The 19054-nt window shown below is 43.2% G+C and carries 19 protein-coding genes and 1 riboswitch; of the genes, 5 read left to right on the forward strand and 14 right to left on the reverse strand.

Going from position 1 to position 19054, the window contains the following annotated elements; all coding sequences use genetic code 11:
- Window positions 1-9: 9 nt before the first annotated feature.
- From H580_RS0114880 to H580_RS0114910, 7 genes are all read right to left on the reverse strand, one after another.
- Complete coding sequence (locus H580_RS0114880; RefSeq protein ID WP_028595479.1) at window positions 10-570, reverse strand: TVP38/TMEM64 family protein; 561 nt, start codon at window positions 568-570, stop codon at window positions 10-12.
- A 6-nt stretch (window positions 571-576) separates the two neighbouring features.
- The gene (locus H580_RS0114885) at window positions 577-2259 is read right to left on the reverse strand and encodes a Stk1 family PASTA domain-containing Ser/Thr kinase (RefSeq protein ID WP_028595480.1); all 1683 of its coding nucleotides are present in this window, start codon (window positions 2257-2259) and stop codon (window positions 577-579) included.
- A 286-nt stretch (window positions 2260-2545) separates the two neighbouring features.
- Window positions 2546-2986, reverse strand: coding sequence for a hypothetical protein (locus H580_RS0114890; protein WP_028595481.1), 441 nt, complete (start codon window positions 2984-2986; stop codon window positions 2546-2548).
- Between the two features lie 32 nt (window positions 2987-3018).
- Window positions 3019-3453, reverse strand: coding sequence for a DUF5360 family protein (locus H580_RS0114895; RefSeq protein WP_028595482.1), 435 nt, complete (start codon window positions 3451-3453; stop codon window positions 3019-3021).
- A complete protein-coding gene (locus tag H580_RS0114900) occupies window positions 3450-4016 on the reverse strand; it encodes a TetR/AcrR family transcriptional regulator (RefSeq protein WP_028595483.1) in 567 nt (188 codons plus the stop codon). The genes H580_RS0114895 and H580_RS0114900 overlap by 4 nt, the downstream gene beginning before the upstream one ends.
- 230 nt (window positions 4017-4246) lie before the next feature.
- A complete protein-coding gene (locus H580_RS0114905) occupies window positions 4247-5005 on the reverse strand; it encodes a class I SAM-dependent methyltransferase (protein ID WP_028595484.1) in 759 nt (252 codons plus the stop codon).
- 95 nt (window positions 5006-5100) lie between these two features.
- Complete coding sequence (locus tag H580_RS0114910) at window positions 5101-5703, reverse strand: dienelactone hydrolase family protein (RefSeq protein WP_036605335.1); 603 nt, start codon at window positions 5701-5703, stop codon at window positions 5101-5103.
- Between the two features lie 201 nt (window positions 5704-5904).
- Between H580_RS0114910 and H580_RS24410 the strand changes: the two genes are divergently transcribed.
- A complete protein-coding gene (locus H580_RS24410; protein WP_036605337.1) occupies window positions 5905-6228 on the forward strand; it encodes a hypothetical protein in 324 nt (107 codons plus the stop codon).
- Between the two features lie 113 nt (window positions 6229-6341).
- On the opposite strand, the gene H580_RS24415 is transcribed toward H580_RS24410, so the two are convergent.
- Both H580_RS24415 and H580_RS0114925 read right to left on the reverse strand, forming a co-directional pair.
- A complete protein-coding gene (locus tag H580_RS24415; protein ID WP_036605431.1) occupies window positions 6342-8342 on the reverse strand; it encodes a peptidoglycan D,D-transpeptidase FtsI family protein in 2001 nt (666 codons plus the stop codon).
- Window positions 8343-8580: 238 nt separating this feature from the next.
- Window positions 8581-9876 (reverse strand): NCS2 family permease, encoded by a 1296-nt coding sequence (locus H580_RS0114925; RefSeq protein ID WP_028595486.1) that lies wholly within the window; start codon window positions 9874-9876, stop codon window positions 8581-8583.
- A gap of 199 nt (window positions 9877-10075) precedes the next feature.
- A riboswitch (purine riboswitch) is annotated at window positions 10076-10177 on the reverse strand.
- A 216-nt stretch (window positions 10178-10393) separates the two neighbouring features.
- Here H580_RS0114925 and H580_RS0114930 point away from each other — a divergent pair.
- From H580_RS0114930 to H580_RS0114940, 3 genes are all read left to right on the forward strand, one after another.
- Window positions 10394-11401 carry a FecCD family ABC transporter permease gene (locus tag H580_RS0114930; protein WP_036605339.1) on the forward strand — a complete coding sequence of 336 codons (1008 nt, stop codon included), beginning with the start codon at window positions 10394-10396 and terminating at the stop codon, window positions 11399-11401.
- Complete coding sequence (locus tag H580_RS0114935; RefSeq protein WP_036605341.1) at window positions 11398-12441, forward strand: FecCD family ABC transporter permease; 1044 nt, start codon at window positions 11398-11400, stop codon at window positions 12439-12441. The genes H580_RS0114930 and H580_RS0114935 overlap by 4 nt, the downstream gene beginning before the upstream one ends.
- A 120-nt stretch (window positions 12442-12561) precedes the next feature.
- Entirely contained in the window at window positions 12562-13587 is a 1026-nt protein-coding gene (locus tag H580_RS0114940; protein ID WP_084509266.1) for an ABC transporter substrate-binding protein, read from the forward strand.
- 76 nt (window positions 13588-13663) lie between these two features.
- Here the strand turns inward: H580_RS0114940 and H580_RS0114945 are convergent, their stop codons facing one another.
- The gene (locus H580_RS0114945) at window positions 13664-14515 is read right to left on the reverse strand and encodes a DUF72 domain-containing protein (protein WP_028595490.1); all 852 of its coding nucleotides are present in this window, start codon (window positions 14513-14515) and stop codon (window positions 13664-13666) included.
- 496 nt (window positions 14516-15011) lie between these two features.
- Here H580_RS0114945 and H580_RS0114950 point away from each other — a divergent pair, with 496 nt between their 5' ends.
- Entirely contained in the window at window positions 15012-15392 is a 381-nt protein-coding gene (locus H580_RS0114950; RefSeq protein ID WP_036605343.1) for a c-type cytochrome, read from the forward strand.
- Window positions 15393-15496: 104 nt separating this feature from the next.
- On the opposite strand, the gene glsA is transcribed toward H580_RS0114950, so the two are convergent.
- The 4 genes from glsA to H580_RS0114970 form a co-directional block, all read right to left on the reverse strand.
- Complete coding sequence (gene glsA, locus H580_RS0114955; protein WP_028595492.1) at window positions 15497-16432, reverse strand: glutaminase A; 936 nt, start codon at window positions 16430-16432, stop codon at window positions 15497-15499.
- Window positions 16433-16574: 142 nt separating this feature from the next.
- Window positions 16575-17645, reverse strand: coding sequence for an FUSC family protein (locus H580_RS0114960; RefSeq protein WP_028595493.1), 1071 nt, complete (start codon window positions 17643-17645; stop codon window positions 16575-16577).
- Window positions 17646-18285: 640 nt separating this feature from the next.
- Window positions 18286-18486 carry a cation transporter gene (locus H580_RS0114965; protein ID WP_028595494.1) on the reverse strand — a complete coding sequence of 67 codons (201 nt, stop codon included), beginning with the start codon at window positions 18484-18486 and terminating at the stop codon, window positions 18286-18288.
- Window positions 18487-18518: 32 nt separating this feature from the next.
- Window positions 18519-18887 (reverse strand): metal-sensitive transcriptional regulator, encoded by a 369-nt coding sequence (locus H580_RS0114970; protein WP_028595495.1) that lies wholly within the window; start codon window positions 18885-18887, stop codon window positions 18519-18521.
- Between the last annotated feature and the right edge of the window lie 167 nt (window positions 18888-19054).

Consider the following 19054-nt stretch of genomic DNA (forward strand, 5'->3'; position numbering starts at 1 on the left):
ATATTCGAACTAAGATGGTTTACGTCGTACCCACCCAACGATCAAGGCAATAATAACCATAATTAGCACAATGTGAAATATGGTACTATTGGAGTACATCGCCTTGCCTAGTACGCCTTCTATCCATATCGAAGGTGCTTTACCTATAATCGTCATTAACGTGAAGTCTAACATACTCATCGTTGACAATGCCGCAATTGCATTAACCACACCTGATGGTACCAAAGGAATGAATCGAGCAACGAGTACAAGACAAGCCCTCTTCACCCTCCCATATTGATGAAGCCGCTGCAACCACGCCCAGCGCTGTTGTTGTATCGCAGGAATACGGGATAATCCCCGGCGATACAACATGAGTGCCGAAACAGCACCCAATGTCTCCCCTATCAAGGAGACCGCAAATCCGAGCTCAGGGCCAAAAGCTATCACATTCGCTCCTGTTAGCCATATGCTAGGGATTACCCCAGCCACACTGATCACAATATTTAATAATAAGCTGGCTGCAATCGCCCATGTACCTAGTGACTGCAGCCATGCGGTAAACGCATCAAGGTTAAGTCCATCTAGCATAAAAGATTAATTAGCCTTGCGGACAACATAGAACGTAATGCGGTCCCCTTTTTTCACTGCAGCACCCGCTTCTGGCTCCTGCTTGAAGATGGTGTTTGGTTCACCGCCTTCATGATTCTCTTTAAAGAAGGAATATTTGAGACCTGCTTCTTTAGTAAGCTGTTCAGCCTCTTCCAGTGTCAATCCGACTAGATTTGGTGCTGTACCCTCAGCTGGTAATTCTGGCTGTGGACGATTTGGATCCAAAGGAGTATTATTCTCACCTGTTGGAGGTACGATAGCGCCATTCGGATTATTTGGATCTGTAGGCACTGTAGGATCTGGCTGCTGAACACCATTGTTATCGGTTTCTGTAGTCGGCTGCTCGTTCTGATTCACATCTGGTACCACAGGTGGTTCCTGATTATTGGTGTCAGGTGTGGGAACCGTTTCCGTCTCCTCCGACGGTACAGTCGTGCCGCCGTTGTTTGGATCCGATGTATTCGTATCTTGCTCTTGTGTATCTGTTGTCTCATTCGTTTCATTCCTATTAGCAGAATTGTCCGGCTGTGCGGTTTCTTCGCTACCTGGTTCATTTGGTTCTAGCTGCTGTTCGGTAGACGGCGTAGTTGCCACCGTATCGTCACTCGTTAGTGAGTTCGCCCATATAACGGCTCCTGCAAGTAACGTAAAGAATAGTGCAATTCCTGCTATCATAATGCCAACCTTAAAGCGGTCGTTGCGAGATTCTTTATGCTCAAATGCGGAACGTTCTTCAGGTGACAACGCAGACTCTTCTGCTTTCACTTTATTACGCAACTCAGCTGCCGAATGATTGCTGCGTTGATCCACTTTTGTTTCATGATTAGTCTTCGTACGACTGAGTGGCACAGGCGGTTCGGAAGCTGCTAAAGGTGCAGATGCTGAAGTCGGTTCCGTATACGGCTGACGCTCGTCATTCACCTCTTCATACGCTTCTATGATAGGAGCAATAGGAGCTGCTGGCTTCACAAGCGAATGTGGACGCTCACGTATCTCTTCGAGCGTATGTACATACTCACTTACTGCAACATCACTTTCATATACACGCTTCGTTAGTGCCAGCACAGCGTCACGTTGAGCTGGCAGCTCATGCTTCAATATAGATTGAACGCGACTTTCGTATATATCATACTGACGTGGTGCTAATGCATGCAGAGTAGAAAGTTGATACAACAGCTGGGACAGACCAACTGGACCAGTGCGACTGCCTACAGCCTCTTTCCAATAATTCATAACAAGAATCTCATCGTTATCCGTAATCCAAAGATTATCGAAGCTTACGGAGAAAGAAGGCAGCCCGGAACGCTCACCTTGAAGCAACAGCTCACCTGCTGTTTGTACCCAGCGCAGCGTCTTTTGCAGCTTAACTGCATGGCGCTCTGCGTATTGGTACATCGGCATTCCTTTACGAGCATGGAATACGACATAACGCTGCTCTTCATTCGTACCTGCATTTAATATTTGAAGAAAAGATTCATTGCTTACATGTCCTACTTCGCTAAATAATTGCGGAAATGCCTCTGAATACGATCTAGCCTCTGGACGAATTAGCAAAATAAACACTTCACGGTTAAGAGAAGTATCTAACGCACGGTACCAGACTCCATCATCAGATTGCATAATTTCTCCATTTATTTCATAACGATCGGCTATCCATTGATTCTGCATCGTTCTCCTCTACTTTCTATATCATTATCGTATCGGGAAGGTTGTCTCTATTCGTTCATGGTCAACTAGGTAGGTTGCTAGCTTCTCACCCTCTATTATTATACAAATCATGTCGAATTTCAAAAGCTATAGTCATACCCAACGAATTAGAGCTTATAAGAATGCCCATACACTGTCAATCACTACGCACCACACGCACAAAAGTTTCTTAGCATGACATGGAAAAAAGCCATTCCTGCTGCATTCCCAAACAAGAACAGCACTCCCATTTATATGAACACACCCGTCATTTATATCGATCGGCCCAAATAAGCTGAGCAACTGGAAGAGTTCTTTCCTCATGCTGCTCCACATCAATCATAATATGACCATATGAAATATCATTCACATATAGATCGAGTTTCCATCGGCCTGTATCCGGCAAGTTTAACATCGAAGGCACGAGGGTTTTGTCAGCCGTATTATCAGGACTATGGTACACCATTCCATGGCCATCCAGTAGGACAACGGAATGATCCGTTCGTTCATGTGTAGCGACTACCTTCATTACTTTGTTATAAAAATACTCCACTGGCTTATTAAAAAACCAACCTACTTTATTATTTCCTGGCTCTAAAGTCGTGTCAGAAATGCTGAATGTTAATGGCGACGTTTGCACATCATCTGTATCCCCTGTGCATCCTACTAATGCCAAAGCTACAACAAATATGAACAACCATTTCTTCACCGATTCTTCCTCCTTAAGACCATGTATTACTATTATAGTCGCGCGAGGGTTTTATTTCCAGACACTGATAAGGCAACACTTCTCACAAACAACAACGGGTAGAGCAGCAAGAAAAGATTGGGTAGCCACCACAACAGATCAAATTCGCCGCGTATCGCCCAGTAAGAAATGGCCATCAACCCAGATGCGCTCGTTAAGACCAGCGATATGAGAGCCCAAATGCTCCACTGCGGACGTTTCGTTCTCCATAAATAAATGCTAATCAATCCTGTTACCGAAATAACAATATCAATTGGCGCAAATGACCAATTCCAAGCGACGAGGATTGGATTAGTATAGTCGTTATATGCATATTCAGGCGGTATAAGTCCAAAAGCTGTGCTCGTCCAATATAAAATAAAACCTACGTCGGTCATCCAAAATAAGATCCACATTACCTTTAGTGAAGCAACTGATGATCTGGTCATTTCGTATCCACCTTTTGTATCAATCCTTGTACAAACACATCTGTCATTGTCTCAACGGCCTGATGCAATGAAAAAGTAACATGCTGTGCTTCCCTCGGATCAAATATCGCTGCAGAGGCTCCACGCATTGCCTGTACTATAGCAGGTACATGTACGCTCCGAAACTCACCTGATGCTATTCCGTCCTCTAACACTTTTGTAATCGTTGACCATTCATGAAGCAGCAACTGATCCACCTTGTTCCATTGCATGGGCGCGTAACGCTTTAAATCTTCAAGCACGTGAGGATTGCCAATAAGAAGCCCACTAGGAACAAAGGACAATAACGCGTACAGTTTCTGTACTGCATTCCAGTCATCACGTGCATATATTTCGCATTCATGCTTATGAACTTCTTCGATAGCATCATCCACTAAGCAAGCAATGATCGCTTCTTTCGATTCAAATTGCTCATACAGCGTTCGCTTACTTATACCTAATGAATTTGCTAATTCAACGGTTGTAAACTTCAACCCCCTCACAGCTAACAAATCCAAACAACATGCCAGAATTCGCTTACGCATCAAACTCCCCCTTATCGCCACTTAATATAAATCAGAAAACTATAATGGTTTTTTTAGTACCTCGCTTGTATTATAAATTATTCCAATAAGCCTATCAAGTTACTTGGAACCCTTGTAAAACAACAAAAAGATCGAATTGAGGAGCTACCTCCTCACTCGATCTTTTGACTTACAAGATGTAAATACGTATACATCAAGGTAGTATTATACCTATGCTTACTCATGAAGAACTAAGGTTTGCGGGCAATTACTAGGAATCGATGGCAAGTTGTATCTACATAGCGTTCCATAACTAGACGCTCATCAAGTTTGCGCAATTCTTTTTCATACGTAATGACGGAGAAGTCAGGAATTTGCCACCCTGATACAACTTGAAGATAAGCAATAATCGTTCGAATATCATAAAATCTGGTCTTGACCTCAACTTCCATTGCTTCTTCAATAATTAACCCAGCTTGCTTCAAATTGTTCACAGCTGTATCCAAGTTCCAATCAATAAAATCTGGATAGGGAGCTCCAAGCCAATCATTAAATTCCAAATCATTGTGCCCACCAGCCTGCTGTGTGACGAATGTTCCGCCCTTCTTAAGCATACGAGCAACTTCAGAAGCGTTGAATGAATCATGACGGTTTATAATCATCTGAAAGTGCTCAGAAGGAATTGGAATATGCTCGTCGTCACTAAACGGAACAACATTTACCCCAAGCGGCCCCAACAACGTTCTAGCCACCTCAACATTTGGTTCATATCCTTCTGTTGCATATGTACATGCAGGCAGCGGTGTGCATTTGCTAAGGAACTCTCCCCCCCCTGTCCCCATATCCAGCAAGCTGTCTACTTGACGCAATCGGGGCATCACGATATGAGCGTAATTCCAAGGCAGAGGAAATTCCTGCATTCCTCCGTATTTTGCTAATGTGCCCAAATCCCAGCCCGTAAAATGATATATAGAATCATCGTTTGTCCAATCGCTTTTCCATCGCTGCATGTCGAATCCCTCCAGTTGAACCACACTATCTCCAGCCTCTACGACAGGCGTACATGCACAATATACACTGATTTGCATCGTTTTGGCTAGCCCGTCTATCCAATCTGTCCTTGATTCATGAAGCGTTCTGTTTGTTCCCAAGCTAATTCTGCCGATCTTCGGTTATAGGTTACTGCATATGGATTCGCAAATCCATGGCTGCCTTCGGAGACATATACATGCGCTGTATGATGCTGCTGTACTTGAGATACCAACGTTGCCACATCAAATGAAGGTTCTTCCTGACCGTATATAAGTAAAGAGGGACATAAAGGAACGCGATCCACGTAATCTCGAATGCGCGAGCCATAATACGCGATGACACGATCCATGTTGCCTTCGGCGCTGCATCGCCATGCAATCGTTGCCCCTACACTATACCCGACCAAACCTATTTGACTGTATTCATGACGCAAACTCGATACCACTTTAAGCACTTCTTCTACTGGACGTTCAAAGCCGACATGCTGCATGAAGTATTGGTAAGCTTCTTGTTCTTGATCTGCTTCAAATGGTTCACGATTCAAAAGGTCGAGACATATCACATCTACCCCAGCGTCATGCCATTGTTTGCATACATGCTCCATATGCCGATTAAGGCCATATATTTCATGGAGAACAATTACTAACGTGTTTGACCCTTGTCTAATGGAGAACAAGACAATCCCACCTTTTACCAGAAAATATTACTCATCATCATACTGAATCTGCAAACGATAATCAAGTCTCTAGTGATTTTTTTCACTATGTGAGGGTATATTCCCCATTTTTCAAAACCTCTGCAGCTATCGGGGCAAACGAACAACCCTTCTACAAGCATCATCCATATATTGTATCATCACTGAAAAGGAGTTGTTGGTATGTCTTCTCGCCATGATTGTTACCCGCAAGTAAAGCCTATCGTATGTCCACCTATCAAACAAATTAATAACTGTTACCAGCCACAAGTTGTACCTGTTATCCATCCAGTAGAAATTATTAATAAGGTGCACACTGTACCCATTCCTAAACACATCTGGACGTACAACGAAACAACTGTAGGCGGTGCAACATTGCCACCAGGACCTGGATTCCCCGGAAATGGCGGTTTCCCGAATGGCGGCTACCCAGGCCCTGGCGTTGGCGGCATCGGAACTGGTTGCAATCCAAATCCATGTTGTGGCTTCAGACGCAAACGCAGATAATAGCCTCAAGTGGATAAGCGTTAAGTGAATTACCAACAATACTCACTCTCTGTAAGCCACAGCAGAGCAGGATTCTCCTGCCCCTGTGGCTTCTCTTCATCTATTATCCTATTTTATTTATTCAGTCCATATACGCTATGATACGAATCAAAGATTTGTCTTGCTATTGGAGCAGCTCCATAACTTCCATACCCACCCTCTGGAACGACAACCGCAACTGCCAGCTTTGGCTTGTCTACAGGCGCATAAGCAATAAACACTGCATTTTCTACACGCTTGCCACCGTATACGTCCTGCTCAGACGTTCCCGTCTTTCTTGCTACTGTATAAGGTGCATCTTGGAACCCCTGTGCGCTTACAGCCAACATGGCATCTTCAATAACGTCCCAATGCGCTTCGTCAAATTCAATCGTACTAAGCACTTCTCTACCATAACGTTTGACTACTTTTTTATTTGCATCTGTTATATGAGATACGAACTGCGGCTTCACCCGCTTGCCTCGATTCGCCAACGTAGCTGTATATTGAGCCAGCTGCAATGCTGTATATTTACCTTGCTGGCCAAAGGAAGCGTAAGCCAATGATGATTGACCAGACTGCCCTTCCTGCATATAATCGCTGATGCCAGGCGATTCTCCGGGGAAACCGCTTCCTGTTGTCTGTCCTAATCCAAATGCTTTCATATAGTCATCCCATATTTTAAGACCTTTTTCTTTGCCATATCTCTTATACAGCGGATTTCCAACCTTCTCTATCATAAATGTATTGGAGGATTTCGTTAAAGCTTCTCGCGTATCTACGACACCATTAGCTTTTCTACTTGCATTATGAATTGGGGTTTGCCTGCCATGACGTCCAATATAAGTTACTCCTGTATCAGGATAAGTAGTATTTGGGTAAATAAGCCCTTCCTTGAGACCAATAAGAATTGTAAGCGGCTTCATCGTCGATCCCAAATATAATAGAGAGGAAGGATGTCGCCAATTCTCCTTCTTATCCCCATAGTCTTGTGCAACTTCACGTACTGTTCCATTTAAATTATTAGATCCCAACTGTTTAAACTCTTCTTCACTTAACCCCTCCTGATAAATATTCGGATCATACTGAGGATGGTTCGCCATCGCAACAATATTGCCCGTTTCCACTTCCATGGCTACGGCATAAGCCGTAATCGCATTCGGTGCATACTCATATTTATTGGATGAATTTCGTATTTTCTTCAAATGATCAATCATTACTTGCTGTGTTTGTTTCTGAATTTCAGGATGAATCGTCATATGGATGTTATGTCCACGTATAGGCTTCGTTATTTTTCCCGCACCGATTATCCGATTTTGAGCATCTACCGGGTATTCTCGCGCCCCATTCTTTCCTTTCAATGCCCATTCATACATATACTCTAGTCCAGCAACCCCAACTTCTTCGCTGGCCAAATAACTATTTTTCGTTTCTTCTGCTACAGCCAACTTTTCAAAATAGGGATAGCGTGCCAGGTTATTGGAAATACCTTTATATTTCTTCATATGACCGACAACTTGAGGAGCGATTGGAGTCGTATCATACTGCCTTATGTTTTCTTCCACTACTTCTAGCATTGGGAATTCATTTCTATGTTCCATAAAATAGGCCGTTTCTTGCTTAGTTAAATTGGTTTTTAATTGCCGCGGGTAAATACCTAATGTTCGCTTCCCCTTTACATCCATCGCATAAATAATTTGTTCCAGCGTCATCGGTTTACTTTGCTGAATGCCGCTCTTATCGAATGCAGTCTTGATTTCTTGAGCTAACTTCAAGACTTCTTCATCTTGCTCCGATTTATAGGTTTTCTCCATTCGAAAATACAAGGACTGAGTTGGCAGCGAATAAGCAATCTCTTTTTCAGCAGCATCATAGATCGTTCCCCGTATCGAGACGAGGTCGAGCGACTTTGTTCCGATCTGAACTGCGGCTTTGCTTAATTCTGGACCTTCAATAAACTGTACGACTGCGAGTCGAATAATCAGGATTGAGAATATAAGAAACATAATGAAGAAAAATATGCTCAATCTTACATTATTTTTGATGCGTAGTGCCTTAACCCGCTCCTGAGGATCTGGACCACTTGATAAATTCATAACGCTCTCCCTTTCCATACCAAAACTCCATTAAACGATTGCAACCTCACAAAAGAATATTCTACCAGCTTCTTTTTTAAGTATAAACTTGGAAACTTTCTGTTTCAATCCTCACTCATCGACCGCATGAATCATAAACACAACCAAAAAAAAGCCACCCCACTCATCATGTCCGATGAATGGAGCAGCTTACTATGAATGTACAATAGCTACAAACCCTAATACCTTTATTTAATTTCTAAGCCACATAGCCAATATAAGCGATAAACATCACCGTCAGCACGTACATAATCGGATGCACAGAACGAAACTCACCTTTAGCCATTTTAATAACCGTATATAAAATGAAACCAAGTGCGATACCCGTCGCCACTCCAAATGTAAGAGGCATGGCCACAATCGTAACGAATGCTGGAATGACAACATCGAGCTTCTCCCATTTAATAAAGCGAGCTTGCGATGCCATCATCGCGCCTACGAGGATAAGTGCTGGTGCTGTAACTTCTGTCGTAACGATAGACAATAGCGGTGAGAAGAACAGCGCCAAGGTGAACAAACCTGCCACAACAACCGAGGTAAATCCGGTACGTCCTCCCGCTGCAATACCTGCTGACGATTCAATACACGAAGCCGTCGTCGTTGTTCCAACTACAGCACCAAACAACGAAGCTGTGGAGTCTGCAACAAGTGCATGACCGGCTTTCGGAATTTGGTTGTTTTTCATAAACCCTGCTTGCGTCGAAATCGCAATCAACGTTCCCGCGGTGTCAAAGAAACCTACAAATAAGAACGTAAAGATAACCACTAGCAACTCAGGAGTAAAGGTAGCTGACAATTGATCGAATGCTACACCGAATGTTGGTGCCAAGCTCGGGATAGAGCCTACAATTTGCTCAGGCATATCAATAATGCCGAACACCATCCCTACTACGGTTGCAATGACCATGCCGTAGAAAATGCCTCCATGCACATTGCGGACAAGCAAAACCACCATTACGATAAAGCCGAACAAGGCCAACAACGTGGGTGGCGAACCTAAATCGCCAAGCGTAACATAAGTATCTTTACTACTTACGATGATGCCCGCATTTTTCAAGCCCATAAAGGCAACAAAAAATCCAATCCCACTCGCAATGGCATATTTCAAATCTTCAGGAATGACGTTAATAATTTTTTCACGAATTTTGATGACACTTAAAATAATAAAAAGGACACTCGATACGAGTACACCTGTTAATGCCGTTTGCCATGGAATGCCCATACCAATCACGACAGAATACGTAAAGAATGAGTTCAACCCCATGCTGGAAGCAACGCCGATTGGATAGTTTGACAACACACCCATGAGCAGTGAACCGAAAATGGCAGTCAACGCAGTCGCTGTAAATACAGCATCCCTATCCATACCCGCATCGCTTAAAATAAGTGGATTGACAACCAAAATGTAGGCCATGGCCAAAAAGGTTGTCACACCTGCCATAATCTCCTTTCGATACGTCGTCCCTCGTTGCTCGAACTCAAAAAATGATTTCATGCTGCGCCTCCTGATGATTGCTATTCTACGATCATGCCCCTCGCACCCATTGCTATTCTAAAAAAACGGCACAAAAAAAGCTCTGACCTGTCCATCCTAAAACGGAAATAAGGTCAAAGCTTGATCACTAAGAGATTCAATACAACAATATACACGCTGCCATACAGCCAAACGGTCGTACAACGATCGAGATAAATACGGTTTATCGATATCTCCTTGTAGCCAAGCTTTTTACGGTAGCATTGTAGAAACGTCCACGCCTTATTCGCGAACTTATACAAGGGACTATTAAAATATATTTAAATAGAATATCAGGATGTATGGCCAACGTCAACTATTTATTTAGCCCTCAATCTAGTAACTTTAACTAGCTCCTGATCCTGAAATTCCATTTTGTTTAGCCTCCTCATTAATATTGAGAATCAATTTCATTGACAGCAATGATCCGACTTTTTACAATGAGAATGTTATCCATAAATTTTGCTAATTTTTTAACTTTATAAAGGAGAATTTCATAATGAGTATTTTGGCAAGCACGCGCTCCAAATGGATCGTCCTTCTGCTAGGTATTGCCCTGCTCGGCTCAGCATCTCTATGCAGCCTGATGTTTGGCTTGGAACGCTTTACACTAGCAACGATGTGGAATTCTTTCACAGCATTTGATAACTCAAGAGAGCATTTGCTCATTCAAACGGTACGACTGCCCGCAACGCTCATTGCGATCACGGTGGGCGCTTCTTCTGCAATAGCTGGGGCTATTTTGCAAGCGATGACACGTAATCCACTAGCTGATTCTTCACTCCTCGGGATCAACTCGGGTTCGGCGATGTTTATCGTCCTAGCCATAAGCTTATTACGGATCGATATGGGCACACAAGAAGTGATTTGGGTATCATTTATAGGTGCTACCGTCATTGCTATATTTATAATGGCAATCGGCTCAATTGGATCGGAAGGCAATATGCCTATTCGCATTACGCTGGCAGGCTCAGCTGTTACTGCACTTGCTTCCTCAGTTACTTCTGGTGTTATGGTATATGACAATTTTACGATGGACCAAGCTTTATTTTGGCTAACTGGCTCTGTATCAGGACGCACGATGGCACATTGGACGTCGATTGCTCCTTATATTGCTATCGGTCTCATTCTAGCTTTTGTGCTGGCTCGGGCCATAAATGTTATGGCGATGGGCAATGACGTTGCTAAAGGACTCGGACAGCGTACGTTGTTCGTCAAGTTTTGCTGTTTATTTACGGTCATTCTGCTTGCTGGCGGCTCAGTTGCTTTGGCTGGCCCTATCGCTTTCATCGGTTTGATGATTCCGCATATGTGCCGTTCTCTAGTAGGTCAAGATCATGCTTGGTTATTCCCTTATTGCGCAATCGCTGGCGCTATTCTATTAGTAGGGGCAGATACGGTATCCCGCTTCATACTTGGCGGTGAATATGTACCTGTAGGCGTTATTACCGCATTCCTTGGCGTACCGTTCCTAATTGTAATTGCGAGGAGGAAAATACTGCGATGAAGTATATTACACTGCGTGGAAAGTCTTCCCGCTTCTCATTCCAAATTCATGCCCGCGGGTTAATGATTACGATTATTGCAATGCTCGCTTTGTTTGTGCTTTCAATAGCTAGCATCTCTTTTGGCAGCATGTACATTCCTATGAAAGATGTATTTGCTGTACTTATATTAGGCGTGGACAATCCTACATATGAAATGGTCGTTATGAACCTGCGTCTTCCTAGACTGCTGATGGCTCTCATGATTGGTGCATCCTTAGGCGTTGCCGGTCTCATGCTGCAAGCGGTTATTCGCAATCCACTTGCTTCTCCCGAACTGTTGGGTGTTAATGGCGGCGGTTCTGCTGCTGCTGTTACTTTTATAACCTTAACAAGCGGTTCGTTAAGCATTCATTGGCTGCCGCTCGTAGCGATATCCGGGGCGCTGGTGACAGCGGTACTCATTTATTTGTTCGCTTGGAAAGATGGAATATCACCTTATCGACTCATCTTGATCGGATTAGGTATTTCTACAGCTGCTGGTTCCATTACGATGTATATGCTTTTAGCAGGCCCATCCTTCTTAGCTACGCAGATCATTACTTGGATGACAGGCAGTGTGTATGGTCTCTCGATGGATTATGTATGGACACTGCTGCCCTGGTTTGTCGTATTTATGAGCTTGTCTTTTTTTATGACCCGTCATCTAAATACACAAGTGCTAGGTGATGCGACAGCTAGCAGCGTTGGTCAATCCGTTGAGCGCTATCGCCTGCTTATACTCTTCATCAGTGTCGCACTAGCTGGCTCCGCAGTCGGGATGTCTGGACCAATTGCATTTGTCGGCTTAATTGCACCCCATATTGCAAGGAGCTTAATTGGGCCGATGCATGGCTGGCTCATTCCGCTCTCAGCTAGCATTGGCGCCATGCTATTAGTCGGTGCAGATTATATCGGCCGCCTGCTGTTTCAGCCTACAGAAATTCCAGCAGGCGTATTTACAGCAGTGCTTGGAGCTCCGTTCTTTATCTATTTGCTGCTTCAAAATCGAAAGCAATTATAAAAAGTTTATAAATAATGATTGACAAACTTCCCCAACTTAACTGATAATAAGTAACGAGATAATGATAATCATTATCATTTAGAAGAGGGACTACATACATCAATCGGAGGGGTTATTAACATGTCTTCAAATCAGTCAAACAGATCTAAGTTCAAACTTCGTTTTCTGCCTATCATGTTAGCTTGCGTGATTGCATTGATCGCAGCAGGTTGCGGCGCAAAAGACAGTGGAACGACTACTCCAGCTGCACCTAAGACGAGCACAGAAGCTCCTGCAGCTACAGAAACGCCTACAACAGATGAAGTGCGTAAAGTGAAACACGCTATGGGTGAAGCTGAAATCAAAGGCACACCGAAAAACATTGTTGTTCTTACAAATGAAGCAACTGAAGCTGCATTGGCACTTGGAGTAAAGCCTGTTGGTGCAGTTAAATCAGGTTTAGGTGATACATGGTTCCCACACTTGAAAGACCAATTGCAAGGTGTAACTGAGCTAGGTGAAGAATCCGAGCCTAACTTGGAACTAATCGCAAGCTTGAAACCAGACCTAATCATTGCAAACAAAGTTCGTCATGAGAAAATTTATTCTCAATTACAAGGAATGGCTCCTACAGTAGTATCCGAGGATCTTGCAGGTGACTGGAAGCAAAACTTCACTCTTTACGCTGAAGCTTTGAACTTGATAGATAAAGGCGCAGAGGAAATGAAGAAATACGATAATAAAGTTGCTGAAGCAAAAACAAAAATCGGCGACAAATTGTCCACAAAAGTATCCATGGTACGCTTCGTACCTGAAAAAGTTCGTATTTACATGAACGATACATTCTCTGGTGTTATTTTGAAAGACTTAGGATTCGCTCGTCCAGCAGCACAAGATAAAGATGAGTTCATGGAAGTTGTAACGAAAGAGCGTATGGCTGACATGGACGGAGACATCATGTTCTACTTCAACGCTGACTTCACAGAAGAGAAGCTTGGAACAAAACAACAAGAAGAATGGATGAAAGACCCACTCTTCCAACAACTAGAAGTTGCTAAGAACAAGAAAACGTTCAAAGTTGATGAAGTCATCTGGAATCTTTCAGGTAACATAATTTCCGCTAATTTGCTCGTTGACGAACTCGTCAAATATTCGGAGCAAATGTAGTTAATCAACAACTCTCTGCATGGGATGCCCCCACTCCTTCCGTGCAGAGGGTTGTCTTTTTGTTTTTGTTTCTGAACTAATCAAACAATGATATTTGCCGTGGAGCCATCGGCGCTGCTTGCTGTCCTAGCAACTGCATAAACTGTTTCGCGTTCCCCGCAGCATGTCCACCTGAATTGTTATTAAAAATGACAATGACGTGCTTAGCGTGCTGCTCAAGCTGTCGAACATGCCCTACCCACTCTTGCAGCTCATCTACATTATAATTGTATAAGTACCGCACTTCTCGCCAATTATCGCTGCTAGCCTCATTTACCCATCCGGCTATATGCCGTCCATGCATACGTACCATCGTCATCTCAGCATGTGTCCCCTCTATAACCGCAGGAATGGAACCTTCCCCCGCTTGGGGTTCGTCACATACGCTGTGAATCCAATTCTCCTCACGCATGAACTCCAGCGTCTTCTCTCGCATGTCACCTCGAAACCAGCTTTGATGGCGGAATTCCAGCGCTACAGGTATTTCCCCCATCCAAGCACGAGTTCGCCGTAAAATATCTACATGGTTACGTTCGCATTTAAACCATGGGGGATACTGAAATAAGACACAAGCAAGCTTATTAGCCTCTATCATAGGAGCAATTGCCTGCTTAAATGTGTCAAACATGTGAATATTCGATGTAAATGCGGAATCCATCTTGCGATGACCCGTCATCCCTTGGTAAGCTTTCACTATAAAGTGGAAATTAGGCGGAGTCTGGTCTACCCATTTGTGAACAACTTGTTGCGAAGGTACGGCATAGAAGGTGCTATCGCACTCTACCGCTGCAAAATGTTCATGATACCGACCTAACTTGCTAGTGCTTTTCATCCCTATTGGGTACAACTCATCATGATCGCCCCATCCTGCCAACCCAACTTGGATCATTGCTGTTCCTCCCTTGAATTTCTTGCTTATGTAATATAATCTTTGTCACTATTCATAAAGCTGTGATACTATATATTCGTTGGCTTACTTTTTCCATATTATTGATATAGCAATTCACTTGCATTCTATACATGTCATACTCTGTAGACTCTAGTATGGTGCAAGTATACGATACAATGGTTTGGTACATCAACGCCTCCTAGACGCTAACGCAGGCAACTGTCTCTCTCTCCTACACAACTAGATTTGACTTCTATTCGCGTTATTATATGAGGTGCACAAGCCATACAACAGGATTCTAACTAGAGCTGACATCTACCTAACTAGTTAGCAATAGCTCTAATCATCATCTTGTACCGCGGATCCCTAATTTATAAATTAGGAGATTCGATTACATACTTATCCAGCATGATATCACACACCTTAGATGACAAAGCAATTCATTGCGAGACTTTTTGAAGTAAGCCTATACAAGCATATCAGGAGGAGAATGTTCATGGTTAATCATCTTAAGAAATGGATTATGGCTTATCTTTTGCTAGCAGCTGTTGCAACCGCTGTCTTCATTATGATGGAGAAGGTTGTCCATCCAGATGAGCCATTGGCTAAAGGCGGCCCGAAAGGACCAGAGATGCCAGCGGTCACATTAGATGCTGCTCAAGCAGAAGCGTTGTACAAGCAAAGCTGCTTGTCTTGTCATGGCGGTAATTTGGAAGGTGGAATTGGTCTACCTCTTAATAAAGTAGGCAGCAAGATGGATACGGAAGCTATTTACAAGCTTATACATGCCGGTAAAGGCAGCATGCCTGCTTTTGAGGGGCAATTGAAAGATGAAGAGATTGCTCAATTGGCTGCATGGTTAAGTGAAAAGAAATAAAATGATAATACAATAGCGGTAGGCCAATAAACTTGGACTACCGCTATTATTTTTGCAGAAGCAGTATACAGATTGATGTAATGTAATTGTTCTCTCGTGTATGTTTAGAAAATACTCCAATCCCAATCCTTAGATAAGCACCGCAGCAATTGTACGCCGGCCACACTGTTCCCTTTACTGTTCAATGCAGGCCCGATGATACCGATACCCCATTTTCCAGGAACAACAGACAAGATACCTCCTGACACACCGCTTTTCGCTGGGAGTCCTACTTCAATGGCAAACTCACCAGACGCATTATACATGCCGCAAGTAACCATAAATGACTTAGCTATTTGTATGTAGCGACGTGGAATCACTTGCTGCTTCGTTACAGGATCTACGCCATCAGAAGCAAGCACAAGCGCCATATGAGCTAACTGCTTGCAATTTACAACGATCGAACATTGGCGGAAGTACACTTCCAACGTCTCTTCTACGTCATCTTCCAGTACACCGTTATCCTTCAAATAATACGCGATAGAACGATTGCGATGGGCCGTTTCTCGTTCAGATTCATATACAGCCTCGTTATAATCTAACCGATTATCATGAGCCAAATGTCGAATAAATTGCAGCAATCTTTCACTCTTTTCATCTGGCCCCTCTCCATGAATAAGTGAAGCAATTACAATCGCTCCTGCATTAATAAATGGATTAAACGGTTTACCAGGATCAACAAGCTCCAGCTTCAAAATGGAGTTAAAATCATCTCCTGTGGGCTCCATACCTACCTTCTGAAATACTGCCTTTTCTCCACTATCCATCAATGCAAGCAGCAATGAAAATACTTTCGATATGCTTTGCATCGTAAAGTGTAAATCCGTATCACCGGATTGAAAAAACTGCCCGTCTGTTCCCCATAGTGCAATGCCTAACGCATGCTGAGGAGCCGCGGCCAAGCCAGGTATATATTCAGCAACCCGTCCTTTGTAGGCTTCTTTCCGACTTTCCTCCACCCATTCATCTAGACGCTGCTGGTAAAAGCGCTCCGTCTGCATAGCCCTCTTCCTTCCAAGATGATGTCATCGCTATGTTGCCTTATTTTAGTTACAATCATCCACGACGCAAAATAAAAAAGGATCTCTGAACTGTTCAACGGACAGCAGAGACCCTTGCCAGTAATACGATTCGGTTACCTCTTTAACTATCCTTACTCTTGAACCAAGTTTTCCACCAAGAAGGAATTGGCTTGTTCGCCTGAGTCGGCTCCACATGCCCCACGAGTCGATCCAAACGACTGATTTGGAATCCATACCGATACATCGATGATGCTACAAGTGCTAAACGCTGCATACCAGCCTCTTCGTCCGAACTATGCTTGATCATATCATTTAGAAACACATCCATCTTAAGCTGCATGTCTTCGATTTCGGTACTTTCCGGCTTTACCTTGTCCTGCAGCTTGAGAAGAACAAATTCATGTCCCTTCATTAACGCTTCCACATGCTCATCAAAAAGCTTATCGATTGCCTCTGTCCGTGGTGACTGAAAATAATGCTCGTCGATCGATTCCAACACATCCAAGCCCGTACGAAGCGTGTGCACGAGCTGCTTATATACAACCAGTTGACGCGTATATCGATATTTAGGCTTGTGAAGCTTCTTCGTCTCTTCCTCAAAGAGCTTATATTTATCAGTCAATGTCGATACAGCTTTCTCCAGTTCATCCTTTTCCGCCTTGAATGCTTGCTCCTTCATCTCGTCGGAAATGACGGTACGAAGCAGCAGCGATAGACGATTAAATACAGATTGAATCTGATTGTTAAACTGCTCTTTTGGACGTGGAGGCATCACAATAATGTTAATCAGGCAAGCGCAAGCAATACCAATTAACACTTGTGAAAATCGATCTAGGGCGAACTGCCACTCACTCGATGCTTCCATCACGGCAATAACCGTAACCAGTGTCAAACCTATCGTGTCTTCCATCTTCATCTTCAGACAAATGACAATAACAACGATGCAAACGACCCCTATGGCAAATGGCTCATTAGAAACGATCATTCCCGCTGACAACGCCAGAATCGCCCCAAGCGTATTCGCTTGCAGCTGCTCACGGAAATGTCGCCAAGAGCGATAAATGGATGGCTGAATGGCAAAAATAGCTGCCACAGCAGCTATGACCGGAGATTGGAAATGCAATAACTGACTAATATACAGTGCTAAGGTAACTGCTATTCCTGTCTTAAGTACGCGTGCTCCCAAATTCACAGCTACCTCCTTATTAAACGTTTCATTTGAAAATAGATACTCACTCGTTGCCTAATTTGTTGTCTCGCTCGAAAATGATGGAACCGTACCTTATTGTATACGCCCTCTGCGCTGCAAGCAAGTAGTCAATCTGTATGTTCTTTATTATGTGATTCAAATCGGAATCAATCATACTAGATTAGCATTACGCTGACTCAGCGCAACTTTGCAGTACGAATCTCAAAGTAATGCAGCACTATCATTTAAAGCCTTATGGACAACAATAAACCCACCTACAGCTATCAGGCGGGTTTATAATCATAGCATTTATTTTAGGTAAGGCAAACAAGTTAATAAATGCGAACGTTATGAATAAGAAGGTTTTGCAGATGCATCAGCAAGTTTTTTACATGCAGCTGCTACTGCCTCAGTCATATTTTTCAACGCTTCATTCGATTCCTTCTCACCACGAGTCTACTGCCCGCCTGCACAAAAAAGGCTTGTCTCCGCAAATATAAACTGTAGCGAGAGCAAGCCGCATGGAGCCCCATCCCACTGAAAAGCAGAGTAGAGAGTCATCCGTTACTATAATAAAGCATCAATCTAAATACACAATCATCAAATTCGATACTTCCTTAAATGATATCCATTATTATGAAAGTTAAACAACGTCGTATCCTTGATCTTCAATTGCTTCACGAACTTTATCCAAAGAAACAACTGATTCATCATACGTAATCGTTACTTGCTTATCTGCCAAAGAAACTTCAGCTGTCGCCTTTTCATTTGCTACTGCTTTCTCAATAGCAGCCTTGCAATGACCACAAGACATTCCTTCTACTTTCCAAGTTACTTGACTCATTGTGTTGTCCTCCTCAAAATAATGATTGTCGTCTACTTCATCAATTTATTCATGGTCGTGAGCAGCTCAGTTATCACTTCTTCTTCCCCAGCTTGAAGTCGTTCGACGACACATGATCGGATGTGACCATCTAATAATAATTTACCTACGGAATTAAGCGCTGACTGAATCGAGGCAATCTGATGCAGCACCTGATCGCAATACACGTCACGCTCAATCATAGATTTAACGCCTCGTACTTGACCTTCAATTCGATTAAGGCGATGGACAAGCTTTTGTTTCGTTTCTGCAGAATGATGGCTCTTACGCACTCCATCTTCTTGGTGGCCAGCACACACCGTATCAGCTGAACAACACGATGTTTGATCTTCCGCTGTTTGCTCTAGGTCTTTTTCTGTCATAGCCTTCCTATTCACCACCTTTACTTGAATTATATCATACCCCCCACCCCTATTCAACATTTAAAATGAATCAATTTCCTGTGGAGTGGTTATTGTATAATTGGGTCGCAAATAAAACCCGCTATACTTGTTATTGTTAGAGCACTATCGTTTGAATCTATTACATA

The sequence above is a fragment of the Paenibacillus assamensis DSM 18201 genome (assembly GCF_000422445.1).
GTDB classification, from domain to species: Bacteria; Bacillota; Bacilli; order Paenibacillales; family Paenibacillaceae; genus Paenibacillus_B; species Paenibacillus_B assamensis.